The sequence below is a fragment of the Breznakia blatticola genome (assembly GCF_004365815.1).
Taxonomy (GTDB): Bacteria; Bacillota_I; Bacilli_A; order Erysipelotrichales; family Erysipelotrichaceae; genus Breznakia; species Breznakia blatticola.
Window position 1 is genome coordinate 1 of record NZ_SODD01000033.1, and the last position, 11499, is coordinate 11499.

Annotated in this window: 14 protein-coding genes; all 14 read left to right on the forward strand. The window is 37.1% G+C overall.

Annotation, left to right across the window (positions count from 1 at the left end; translation table 11 throughout):
• Positions 1–177 precede the first annotated feature (177 nt).
• The 14 genes from EDD63_RS08470 to EDD63_RS08535 are packed head-to-tail and all read left to right on the forward strand — an operon-like array spanning position 178 to position 11393.
• The gene (locus EDD63_RS08470) at positions 178–402 is read left to right on the forward strand and encodes an acyl carrier protein (protein WP_134170424.1); all 225 of its coding nucleotides are present in this window, start codon (positions 178–180) and stop codon (positions 400–402) included.
• A gap of 46 nt (positions 403–448) precedes the next feature.
• Positions 449–880, forward strand: a complete 432-nt coding sequence (locus EDD63_RS08475; RefSeq protein WP_134170426.1) for an acetyl-CoA carboxylase biotin carboxyl carrier protein — start codon at positions 449–451, stop codon at positions 878–880.
• 7 nt (positions 881–887) lie between these two features.
• On the forward strand, positions 888–2255 hold the full coding sequence (gene accC, locus EDD63_RS08480) for an acetyl-CoA carboxylase biotin carboxylase subunit (protein ID WP_134170428.1): 1368 nt from the start codon (positions 888–890) through the stop codon (positions 2253–2255).
• Positions 2239–3102, forward strand: a complete 864-nt coding sequence (gene accD, locus EDD63_RS08485; RefSeq protein WP_134170430.1) for an acetyl-CoA carboxylase, carboxyltransferase subunit beta — start codon at positions 2239–2241, stop codon at positions 3100–3102. Before accC ends, accD begins: the two co-directional genes overlap by 17 nt.
• 6 nt (positions 3103–3108) lie before the next feature.
• Entirely contained in the window at positions 3109–4047 is a 939-nt protein-coding gene (locus tag EDD63_RS08490) for an acetyl-CoA carboxylase carboxyltransferase subunit alpha (protein ID WP_134170432.1), read from the forward strand.
• On the forward strand, positions 4034–5002 hold the full coding sequence (locus tag EDD63_RS08495; RefSeq protein WP_134170435.1) for a beta-ketoacyl-ACP synthase III: 969 nt from the start codon (positions 4034–4036) through the stop codon (positions 5000–5002). The genes EDD63_RS08490 and EDD63_RS08495 overlap by 14 nt, the downstream gene beginning before the upstream one ends.
• A 10-nt stretch (positions 5003–5012) precedes the next feature.
• A complete protein-coding gene (locus EDD63_RS08500) occupies positions 5013–5963 on the forward strand; it encodes a nitronate monooxygenase (RefSeq protein ID WP_134170437.1) in 951 nt (316 codons plus the stop codon).
• A complete protein-coding gene (locus EDD63_RS08505) occupies positions 5951–7030 on the forward strand; it encodes an NAD(P)H-dependent flavin oxidoreductase (protein ID WP_134170439.1) in 1080 nt (359 codons plus the stop codon). Before EDD63_RS08500 ends, EDD63_RS08505 begins: the two co-directional genes overlap by 13 nt.
• 2 nt (positions 7031–7032) lie before the next feature.
• Positions 7033–7962, forward strand: coding sequence for an ACP S-malonyltransferase (fabD, locus tag EDD63_RS08510; RefSeq protein WP_134170441.1), 930 nt, complete (start codon positions 7033–7035; stop codon positions 7960–7962).
• A complete protein-coding gene (gene fabG / locus EDD63_RS08515; protein ID WP_134170443.1) occupies positions 7955–8689 on the forward strand; it encodes a 3-oxoacyl-[acyl-carrier-protein] reductase in 735 nt (244 codons plus the stop codon). Before fabD ends, fabG begins: the two co-directional genes overlap by 8 nt.
• 8 nt (positions 8690–8697) lie before the next feature.
• Positions 8698–9936 (forward strand): beta-ketoacyl-ACP synthase II, encoded by a 1239-nt coding sequence (gene fabF / locus EDD63_RS08520; RefSeq protein ID WP_134170444.1) that lies wholly within the window; start codon positions 8698–8700, stop codon positions 9934–9936.
• Between the two features lies 1 nt (position 9937).
• On the forward strand, positions 9938–10369 hold the full coding sequence (gene fabZ / locus EDD63_RS08525; protein ID WP_134170446.1) for a 3-hydroxyacyl-ACP dehydratase FabZ: 432 nt from the start codon (positions 9938–9940) through the stop codon (positions 10367–10369).
• Position 10370: 1 nt separating this feature from the next.
• Positions 10371–10700, forward strand: coding sequence for a holo-ACP synthase (gene acpS / locus EDD63_RS08530; RefSeq protein ID WP_134170448.1), 330 nt, complete (start codon positions 10371–10373; stop codon positions 10698–10700).
• 3 nt (positions 10701–10703) lie between these two features.
• Complete coding sequence (locus EDD63_RS08535; RefSeq protein ID WP_134170450.1) at positions 10704–11393, forward strand: lysophospholipid acyltransferase family protein; 690 nt, start codon at positions 10704–10706, stop codon at positions 11391–11393.
• Positions 11394–11499: the final 106 nt, after the last annotated feature.

The window sequence follows — 11499 nt, forward strand, 5'->3', positions numbered from 1 at the left end:
ACCTTCCTTATTTTTATATGGTAATCTTACATTTCAATGTATCATCATACATGTAACAATCTAAGTTAGGTGCGCATCGGTTGAATTAAGCCAAACCTATTTACTTTGACTATCCAAGTATGTATAATAAAAACAACTTTGAGTTTCAAAGGTTTATTTAAAAGGAGGCATAAACATATGTTAGAAGATGTAAAAAGAGTATTAGTTGAGGCAATTAACGTTGATGCGGACGACGTAAAGCCTGAAGCAAACTTAAAAGATGATTTAGGAATCGATTCACTAAGTGCAGTTGAATTAGCACTTGAATTAGAAACAGAATTCGATGTACGCATCGAAGATGAAGAACTAGCTAAATTAGAAACAGTTCAAGATATCATCGATATTGTTAACGCAAAGAAATAAGTAGAAGCTAAGATTTCTTAGCTTTTTTTTAAAGGAGATATAGGATATGGATACAAGTAAAATCAAAGCTATTATTGCTTTATTTGAAGATAGTTCACTAGCAAAGATGGAATTGGAAGTTGATGATATAAAAATCGCAATGGAAAAACCAGGAGCTAGTGTGGAGTATATAAGTACACCTGCACCTGTAAGCGTGAGTGCACCTGTAGCGAGTGTAACTGAAGAAAGCACAAACCAAGTAACTGGGACTGATATTAAAAGCCCACTTGTTGGTACATATTATGCAGCACCTTCAGAGAATGATGCACCATTTGTTGAGGTGGGAAGTCAAGTAAAAGCTGGAGATACACTTTGTATTATTGAAGCGATGAAAGTGCTAAATGAAATTAAAGCACCACAAGCAGGACGCGTTGCATGGATTGCTAAAAACAATGGTGATATGGTGCAATTTGATGATGTGCTAATGATCATCGATTAGGTGTCATATGATACAGAAACTATGTATTGCGAACCGTGGTGAAATTGCAGTTCGCATCATTCGTGCGTGTAAAGAGATGGGAATTCAAAGTGTTGCCTTATATTCAACAGCAGATAAGGATGCACTTCATACTCAACTAGCTGATGAAGCCATTTGTATTGGTGGACCACGTGTGAATGAATCCTATTTAGATATGAATAACATCATTCAAGCTGCATGTAGTACAGGCTGTGATGCCATTCATCCAGGATTTGGATTTCTAAGTGAAAATCCAAAGTTTGCTAGACTTGTACAAAGTTGTGGTCTAATTTTTGTTGGGCCAGATCCAGAAATCATTGAAAAGATGGGGAATAAAAGTAAAGCTCGTCAAATGATGATGGAAGCAAACGTTCCAGTAATTCCTGGAAGCAAACAAATCCTAGCAGATGCACAAGAAGGTTTAGTTCTTGCTAAAAGTATGGGATTTCCTGTCATTATCAAAGCTAGTAGTGGTGGAGGAGGACGTGGTATGCGTATCGTGCGTGATGAAGATACGTATGTTGCGAACTTTAAAGCAGCTAAAGCAGAAGCGATGGCATGTTTTGGTGATGATGATGTATATATGGAAAAATACTTGGAAAATCCAAAACACATTGAAGTCCAACTACTTGCTGATAAACATGGAAATGTCATTCACTTGTTTGAACGTGATTGTTCATTCCAAAGACGGAATCAGAAAATGATCGAGGAAGCTCCTTGTCATATACTGGATGATACCACACGTCAAGAAATGTTAGATGCAGCAGTACGCGCAGCAAAGTATGTGGGTTATAACTCAGTAGGAACCATTGAGTTCTTATTAGATAAAAACAATCATTTTTATTTTATGGAAATGAATACAAGAGTACAGGTTGAACACCCAATCAGTGAAATGATTACAGGTGTAGATATCATCAAGGAACAAATTCGCTCTGCAGATGGTATTGTGCTCAAATACAAACAAGCAGATATCGTTCGTCAAGGATATGCCTTAGAGTGTCGTATCAATGCGGAAAATATCGCTCATGATTTTGCACCAAGTCCAGGAAAGATTAATTTCTTACACATCCCTGGAGGTAAAGGAGTGCGAAGCGATTCGGCTGTATATTGTGGATATGAAATTCCACCGTACTACGATTCAATGATTTTAAAGTTGATAACATTTGCACCAACGCGTTTAGCATGTATAAAAAAGATGCGTAGTGCATTAAGTGAATTAATTATTGATGGTGTGCATACCAATATTGAATTTCATTATTTAGTATTGCATGCACCAAAATTTGTAGAAGGAAAATACGATACAGGTTTTGCTGAATCCTACATAAAGGAGTTAGTAGCAAATGGAGAATTTATTTAAAAAAAGACAAGAACGATTATCAATCTTCAATCGTTCACGAAATAAAGTAGTACATCAGGTGGAACCAAAAGAAGTACCTGATGATATTTTAAAAAGTTGTGAAGTATGTAATGCAAGTTTACCGTATGAAGATTTCGTTTCGAATTTGTATGTATGTCCACGTTGTGCGCATCACTTAAAGTTAAGCGCTAGAGAAAGAATCCGTCAATTATTGGATCATGATAGCTTTCGTGAAATGGATGCTTTACTAACAAGTGATGGGTCAACTTTTGAAGGGTATGCAGACAAACTAGATAAATATAAACGTGCAACTGGATTAAATGAAGCTGTTATATGTGGAACTGGAAAGATTCATGGAATCAAACTCGTTGTCGCAATCATGGATAGTAATTTTATGATGGGTAGTATGGGAAGTGTGGTTGGTGAGAAAATCACTCGTGCAATTGAACTAGCAACTAAGAAAAAACTACCCTTACTTATTTCATGTACAAGTGGTGGAGCACGTATGCAAGAAGGAATCGATTCATTGATGCAAATGGCAAAAACAAGTGCTGCTATTGCGCGTCATAATCAAGCAGGTTTACTATATATTAGTTTACTTACTAATCCGACAACTGGTGGTGTAAGTGCATCGTTTGCAATGCTAGGCGATATTATTCTAGCAGAACCAAATGCACTTATTGGCTTTGCTGGTAGACGTGTTATAGAGAAAACAATCAATGAAGTATTACCAAAAGAATTCCAACGTAGTGAATTTCTACTTGAGAAAGGATTTGTGGATGCAATTGTAGAACGTAAGGATCTAAAGGATACCTTATATAAACTACTTTCATTCCATGTAGGGTAGCGCATAATGAATTTAAAAGAATGTGAAATCTTAATCCAATCATTGGAAGCTGAAAAAGCAAAAGCAGATAATATGGATCCAAGCTATTATGCAGAAATTGATGCGCAGATTTTACGTATTCAAGAAGAAACATATAAAAACTTGGAAGCATGGGACCGTGTTTATTTAGCTAGACATAGTGAACGTCCAAAAGCACAAGACTATATAGCCTTGTTGTTTCCTGACTTTATGGAATTGCATGGAGACCGTGGAGTACGTGATGATAAAGCCCTTATAGGAGGTCTTGCTACGTTTGAAGGAAAAGCGGTGACTGTACTTGCACAAGCTAAAGGGAAAAACACAGAAGAGAATTTGGAACGAAATTTTGGAATGTGTTCACCAGAAGGGTATCGAAAAGCGTTACGACTTGCAAAACAAGCAGAGAAGTTTAAACGTCCAATTATCAATTTAGTAGATACCTCAGGAGCATTTCCTGGTAAAGAAGCAGAAGAGCGTGGACAAGCAGAAGCAATCGCAAAATGTTTAGAAGTGTTCTCAACTTTAGAAGTACCTATTATTTCCATTGTAATTGGTGAAGGTGGAAGTGGAGGAGCACTTGCATTAAGTGTAGCGGATCGTTTGGCAATGCTAGAAAATGCAGTGTACTCAATCTTATCACCTGAAGGCTTTGCCTCAATTTTATGGAAAGATGCAAGTCTGGCCAAAGAAGCGGCAAAACAAATGAAACTGACATCTTATGACTTATTAAGTAAAAAAGTTATCGATGCGATTATTAAAGAACCGCTTGGTGGTGCGCAAAAAGATGTAAAAGAAGTTGCAAATAGCATGCATATCTATATTCGTGATGAATTAAAGCAACTTCAAAAGTTAAAGACAAAAGATTTAATTGAAAAACGATATGAAAAATATCGTCGAATGGGAAGTGAAGCATATGAAGAATCGTAAGGTACTTGGAAGTGGATATGCACTAGGTGCACATACAGTTGATAATGATGCAATGTCTACGATTGTAGATACCAATGATGAATGGATTGTTTCTAGAACAGGAATCAAAGAGCGTCGTATTTCAACGGATGAAAATACTAGTGATCTAGCAACGAAAGCTGCAAAGATGGCAATTGAAAATGCCAAAATTGATCCAAAGGATATTGATTTATTAATTTGTGCAACAATGACGCCAGACAATATCACACCATCAACTGCGTGTATCATCCAAGGAAAGCTTGGGTTACAAGATGTAAAGATGATGGCATTTGATCTAAGTGCAGCTTGTACAGGATTTGTATATGCCTTACAAGTTGCAAGTTATATGTTGAGTGAGTATACATGTGCACTTGTTGTAGGTGTAGATCTAAACAGTAAAATTGTTGATTATACAGATCGTAATACATGCATTTTATTTGGTGATGGTGCTGGAGCTGTTGTTATGAGTCAAGAAGAAACGGATAAACAAATGTTCCACTATGCAAATGCGACAGGAGATATGCAAGGACAACTTATTTGTCCAGGTCTACCAACCCATGACTTGCTAAAAAATGGAAATCATGAGATTGGATACTTGTATCAAAATGGGAGCGAAGTATTCCGTTTTGCGGTAAAAGCATTACAAGAAGCAGTAGAAGCTGTTCTCGAAAAAGCAAACATGCGTATTGAAGATGTAGATGTCTTAATTCCACATCAAGCCAATATACGGATTATCAATAATGTCACAAAACGAATGAAAATTGATGATGCTAAAGTATTCACCAATTTACATAAATATGGAAATACTTCAGGTGGAAGTATTCCGATTGCCTTAGCAGAAGCAATCGAACAAGGAATTGTTTGCGAAGGTAAAACAGTAGTAGTGGTTGGCTTTGGTGCAGGATTTACATGTGCTGCAAGTCTGATCGAATTCTAAGGAGAAAAACATGTTACATAAAATGTTAAATATTAAATATCCAATTATTCAAGGAGCGATGGCAAATATTGCTACAGCAGAATTTGCTGCTGCAGTTAGTAACTGTGGAGGTCTTGGAATTATTGGAACTGGAGCGATGAATGTTGAAGAAGCACGTAATGCAATTCATACATGTAAGTCATTAACTGATAAACCATTTGGGGTCAATGTTATGATGATGAACCCATATACGAAAGAGTTAATGGAAATGATTGCCAAAGAAAAAGTTGCAGTAATTACAACTGGGGCTGGTAACCCAGGACCGTATATGGAAATGTTAAAAGCCAGTGGGGCAAAAGTATTTCCAGTTGTGCCAAGTGTTGCTTTAGCAATTCGTATGGAACGCTCTGGAGCAGATGCATTGATTGTTGAAGGTGGAGAAGCTGGTGGACACGTTGGTGAACAAACAACGATGTCATTAGTTCCGCAAGTTTGTGATGCAGTGAGTATTCCAGTTATTGCTGCTGGAGGAATTGCTGATGGACGTGGATTTAATGCAGCACTTGCACTAGGGGCTGTCGGAGTTCAAGTAGGTACATGTTTATTAGTTGCTAATGAATGTCCAGTACACGAGAACTATAAAAAAGCTGTCATTAAGGCAAAAGATACAGATACAGTTGTTACTGGTCGTAGTATGAACTCACCCGTACGTATCCTAAAAAATAAAATGTCACGTACATATACAAAATTAGAAGCAGAAGCAGCGGACCGAGAAGAATTAGAAAAACTTACACTTGGTGCACTTCGTAAAGCTGTATTTGATGGGGATATGCAAATGGGGTCAGTAATGATTGGCCAAATCGCTGGAATGATTAAAGAAGAAAAAAGTCTTCAGGAAATATTGGACGGAATTGTTTGTGACAGTAAAGTTCAACTTGAAAACTTACAAAGTAAACAAGAGGAATTATCATGCAACAACTAACAATCAAAGATAAGACATTCTCGTTTCCTTTGATTCAAGGTGGTATGGGAGTTGGAGTATCTTTAGGAAATCTTGCTGGAGCAGTTGCAAGTAATGGCTGTATGGGTGTTATTAGTGCAGCACATCCTGGATATCGTTTACCAAACTTTCGTACAGAGAATCTTGCAAGCAATTGCCAAGCGCTAATTGATGAAGTAAAAAAAGCACGTGATATTGCTTTAGGAAAAGGTTTGATTGGTGTCAATATTATGGCAGCCAGTAAAAACTATGTTGAATATGTAAAAGCAGCGGTTAAGGCAAAAGTAGATGCGATTATTTCAGGTGCAGGATTGCCACTGGATTTACCAAGTATGGTTGATGATGCAAGTATTTTACTTGCACCGATCGTCTCAAGTGGAAAAGCGGCAAAACTTGTTTGTAAGATTTGGGATAAACGTCATCAAGTCGCTCCTGATTTTGTAGTGATTGAAGGTAGCGAAGCGGGTGGTCATCTTGGCTTTAAAAAAGACGATTTAGTAAATGACACTTGTGAGTCACTAGAAACAATTTATCACGAAGTCAAAAGCGAATTGAAAATCTTCGAAGAGAAATATGAACGTAAAATACCTGTATTTATGGCAGGTGGAATTTATGATGGGCATGATATTGCAAGTATGTTAAAGCTAGGTGCAGATGGTGTCCAGATGGGAACACGCTTTATTGCGACAGAAGAATGCGATGCACATAGCAACTTCAAACAAGCAGTTGTTGACTGTACTGAAAGTGATATTGAGATTGTACAAAGTCCTACAGGATTTCCAGGTCGTGGAATTATGAATTCATTTATGCAAAAACAAAAGGAACGTGGGAATATTGCAATTCGTAGTTGTTTGAATTGTTTAACACCATGTAATCCTTCAGATACACCATATTGTATAAGTGAAGCATTGATTCAAAGTGTAAAAGGTAATATCGACAATGGATTAGTCTTTGTTGGTAGTAATGCACATAAAGTAAAAGAAATTGTAACTGTCGACGCTTTAATTGATGAATTAAAACGAGAAACGTTACAAGCTTTGGGGGAATAGATATGAAAATTGGATTCTTATTTGCCGGTCAAGGTGCCCAAAAAGTAGGGATGGGTAAAGAACTATATGATCAGTATGCATTGGCTGCATCTGTTTATGATGGAATGCAACTAGATTATGATGTAAAGAAATTATGTTTTGAAGGACCTGCTGATATGTTGAATGATACAGCATACGCACAGAGCGCGATTCTAACGACCTCTTTAGCGATTGCAAGTGTCATTTCAAGTTATGGGATTACGCCTGATTATGTGGCTGGTTTGAGCTTAGGTGAGTATAGTGCATTAGCTTATGCAGGTGCAATGAGTTATCAAGATGCTGCTACAATTACCCGTAAGCGTGGGCAATTGATGGCAAATGCATTACCTGCAGGTACAACGGGTATGGCAGCTGTACTTAACTTAGATGCGACACTAATTCAAGAAGTATGTGATGAAATCAACGAACAAGGTGAGTTATGTCAAATTGCAAACTATAACTGCCCTGGACAAATCGTTATTACAGGTACAACCAAAGCAATGGAACTGGCTAGTGAAGCTTTAGTTGAAAAAGGAGCACGTCGTGTCATTCCATTACAAGTGAGTGGAGCTTTCCATTCTAGTTTATTAAAAGAAGCAGGAAGTAAGCTTCGTAGTGTACTACAACAAGCAGAACTACGTAGTCCAAATTTACCTGTGGTGTATAACATTAGTGGAAAAGAAGAACAAGCAGATTTAGTTGATATTCTTGAAAAACAAATCCAAAGTAGTGTGTATTTTACACAAAGTATCGAATACATGATTGCACAAGGTGTAACAACCTTTATTGAAATTGGACCAGGATCAACATTAAAAGGATTTGTGCGTAAGATTTCACGTGATGTAAACGTATATAGTGTAGAAGATCAAGCAAGTTTAGAAGCGATGATAAAAGAGGTAAAAGCAAATGAATAAAGTTGCATTAATAACAGGAGCAAGCCAAGGAATTGGTCAAGCCATTGCCTTAAATATGGCAAAAGAAGGGTATGATATCGTCATTAACTATATTGGTGATGAAACACCTGCATTAGATACCGCAAAACAGTGTGAAGCATTTGGTGTAAAAACACTATGTGTTCATACTGATGTGACTGACTACGATGCAGTACAAAACATGGTAGATGAAGTGATTAACGTATTTGGAAAAATCGATGTGCTAGTTAATAACTCAGGAATTACCAAAGATACATTGATGCTTCGAATGAGTGAACAAGACTTCGATGCAGTTATCGATGTGAACTTAAAAGGAACATGGAACTGTATCAAACACGTAATGAAACCGATGATGAAACAACGCAGTGGATCTATTATTTCGATGGCAAGTGTTATTGGTTTAATTGGAAATGTGGGACAAGCAAACTATGCAGCAAGTAAAGCTGGAATTATCGGTCTTACCAAAAGTGTTGCACGTGAAGTTGCACCACGAGGAATTACAGTTAATGCAATTGCACCTGGATTTATCAGTACAAAAATGACAGATGTATTAACAGATGATGTAAAACAAGCCATCCTAACAAATATTCCAATGAAAGATTTTGGAACGATGGAAGATGTAGCAAATATGGTTAGCTTTTTAGCAAGTGATAAAAGCCGTTATGTGACAGGACAAGTTCTTCACGTTGATGGCGGAATGGTAATGTAGAGGTTTACATGAAACGTAGAGTAGTAATTACAGGAATGGGTGCTTTAAGTCCTGTTGGAAATAATGCACCAGATACATGGCAAGCAATTAAAGATGGCGTATGTGGAATTGATAAGATTACGCATTTTGATACAACAGACTTTAAAGCAAAGCTTGCTGGAGAAGTAAAAGATTTAGATATGGAAGTTTACTTCACAAAACGTGACTTAAAGTTTAATGATCGTTTTACACAGTTTGCACGCATTGCGGCAAAACAAGCAATGGAAGATTCACAATTAAATGTCGAAGCAATTGATGCGACTCGTTTTGGAGTCATTGTTGCTTCGGGGATTGGTGGAATTGAAACAATCGAAAACGCTGAAGATAACTTACAAGATCGTGGACCAAGTCGTGTCTCACCATACTTTATTCCGATGGCACTAGTTAACTTAGCAGCAGGCAGTGTTGCTATTGATGTACAAGCTAAAGGACACTGTAGTAGTCAAGTAACTGCTTGTGCTGCAGGAAGTAATGCAATCGGTGAAGCATTCCATAAGATTCGTGATGGCTATCAAGAAGTCATGTTAGCAGGTGGTACCGAAGCAAGTATTACACCACTAGCAGTCGCTGGATTTAGTAGCATGCGCGCGTTACATACAGGTGAAGACAAAACACGTGCAAGTATTCCTTTTGATAAAGAACGTAGTGGATTTGTTATGGGAGAAGGAGCAGCGATTTTAGTTTTAGAAGAATTGGAACATGCAAAAAAACGTAATGCTAAAATCTATGGAGAAATCGTAGGATATGGTTCATCATGTGATGCATATCATATTACCGCTCCGATTGGTGATGGTTCAGGTGGTGCACAAGCGATGCGTAATGCCATTCAAGATGCAAACGTTGAAGCAAGTGATATTACATACGTAAATGCACATGGAACAAGTACACCGATGAATGATAAAACCGAAACTGCAGCAATTAAAAGTGCGTTTGCAACACATGCATCAAAACTGATGGTTTCATCAACAAAAAGTAATACAGGACATCTATTAGGAGCAAGTGGAGCAGTTGAAGCATTAATCACAATTAAAGCGATTCAAGATAGCTTTGTGCCTGCAACTATTAACTATAAAGAAGCAGATGAAGAATGTGACTTAGATATCGTACCAAATGAAGGGCGTCATGTAGATATGACATATGCTATGAGTAATTCCCTTGGATTTGGTGGACACAATGTCAGTTTAATCTTCAAGAAATGGGAGAACTAACATGGTATACAATTCAAATGAAATCCAACAAATTATTCCTCATCGTTATCCATTTCATCTAGTTGATCGTATTGATGAAATTAGTGAAGATGGAAAAACGATTATTGGAACGAAATGTGTAAGTACAAATGAAATGCATTTTCTTGGACACTTTCCAGAAAAACATGTAATGCCAGGTGTGTTAATTGTAGAAGCACTTGCACAAACTGGATGTGTACTTTTATTATCAAAAGAAGAAAATAAAGGAAAAATCGGTTATTTTGCAGGAATCAATAAACTTCGTTTTAAACAACAAGTGATTCCTGGAGATGTCTTAACCCTTAAAGTTACATTAACGAACCAACGCGCAGGAATCTACTTTGCAGATGTAGAGGCTAGTGTAGATGGTAAAGTAGCAGTAAAGGGTGAAATCATGTGTGCTGTAGGAGCATAACATGATTAAAGGAATTGGCTGTGACATCGTTGAGATTTCACGAATAGAGCAAAATCAAGCAGCTTTTGCAGCTAAGATCTTAACTGCATCAGAGATTACACTCTATGAAACCTTGAAAAATAAACAACGAAAACTTGAATTTCTTGCTGGTCGTTTCGCCGCGAAAGAAGCGATTTATAAAGCATGTAATGAAATGAAACTCATCACAAACATTGAAATTCTCAACGATGAAAATGGCAAACCTGTTTGTCTTGTCGATGGGTATGTCATTCACATATCCATCGCGCATGAGCAGGCATTTGCAATAGCGTATGCAATTTGGGAGGAATAAAACATGAGTCTTTGGCAAATTATTAAAGTCATCCCTTTCTTACCATTTGCTTGGTTTGATGCCATTCGCTTAAAAGGTAAAGATGAAAACAAGATTTATCAATGTTTTCTAAAACATAGCAATCGTGTATTAAAAGTACTTGGTTATACGTTAAAAGTAGAGGGAAAAGAAAATATTCCTGAAACAGGCGCAATACTATTTGTTTCCAATCATCAAGGAACGTTGGACCCTGCACTTGTTGTGGCAAGTTGTCCATATCCAATGGCCTTTATTTCAAAGAAGAAAAATGAGAAATTGCCCATCTTTGGTCGTATTGCCGTATGTTTAGGTGTTATTCACTTTGATTCAGATACGCGTGAAGGAAATGTCTATATGCTACGTGAAGCAGCTAGACGTTTAAAACAAGGAAAACGATTATTGATTTTCCCAGAAGGAACACGATCACGCCATGATCAGATGAATCCATTTAAGGCAGGTGCATTGCAACCAGCTTTTCTGGCAAAAGCAACGATTGTCCCAATTACTTTAAATAATGCGTATTGCATTGATGATAAGAAAGACAAAAACAGAAACTTATCGATTACTTATGGTACACCACTTACTTATGAGATGTACAAAGGCAAAGATAAGCAAGAAGTCAGTGACTATATTTATCAAGAAATTGAAAAAAATATTCTGTATACAAACAAGTAAAGCGAACATGTATTTGTATCGATAACTCTCACCAAAGGAAAAAGTGAGAGTTTTTTTTAATTCTATTGTCTTATATGTACTGGAGAAAAGTTTCAGGGGCTTTTGT

Coding starts and splice junctions, on each gene's coding strand:
- EDD63_RS08470 (WP_134170424.1), top strand. CDS start 178: ATGTTAGAAGATGTAAAAAGAGTATTAGTTGAGGCAATTAACGTTGAT.
- EDD63_RS08475 (WP_134170426.1), top strand. CDS start 449: ATGGATACAAGTAAAATCAAAGCTATTATTGCTTTATTTGAAGATAGT.
- accC (WP_134170428.1), top strand. CDS start 888: ATGATACAGAAACTATGTATTGCGAACCGTGGTGAAATTGCAGTTCGC.
- accD (WP_134170430.1), top strand. CDS start 2,239: ATGGAGAATTTATTTAAAAAAAGACAAGAACGATTATCAATCTTCAAT.
- EDD63_RS08490 (WP_134170432.1), top strand. CDS start 3,109: ATGAATTTAAAAGAATGTGAAATCTTAATCCAATCATTGGAAGCTGAA.
- EDD63_RS08495 (WP_134170435.1), top strand. CDS start 4,034: ATGAAGAATCGTAAGGTACTTGGAAGTGGATATGCACTAGGTGCACAT.
- EDD63_RS08500 (WP_134170437.1), top strand. CDS start 5,013: ATGTTACATAAAATGTTAAATATTAAATATCCAATTATTCAAGGAGCG.
- EDD63_RS08505 (WP_134170439.1), top strand. CDS start 5,951: ATGCAACAACTAACAATCAAAGATAAGACATTCTCGTTTCCTTTGATT.
- fabD (WP_134170441.1), top strand. CDS start 7,033: ATGAAAATTGGATTCTTATTTGCCGGTCAAGGTGCCCAAAAAGTAGGG.
- fabG (WP_134170443.1), top strand. CDS start 7,955: ATGAATAAAGTTGCATTAATAACAGGAGCAAGCCAAGGAATTGGTCAA.
- fabF (WP_134170444.1), top strand. CDS start 8,698: ATGAAACGTAGAGTAGTAATTACAGGAATGGGTGCTTTAAGTCCTGTT.
- fabZ (WP_134170446.1), top strand. CDS start 9,938: ATGGTATACAATTCAAATGAAATCCAACAAATTATTCCTCATCGTTAT.
- acpS (WP_134170448.1), top strand. CDS start 10,371: ATGATTAAAGGAATTGGCTGTGACATCGTTGAGATTTCACGAATAGAG.
- EDD63_RS08535 (WP_134170450.1), top strand. CDS start 10,704: ATGAGTCTTTGGCAAATTATTAAAGTCATCCCTTTCTTACCATTTGCT.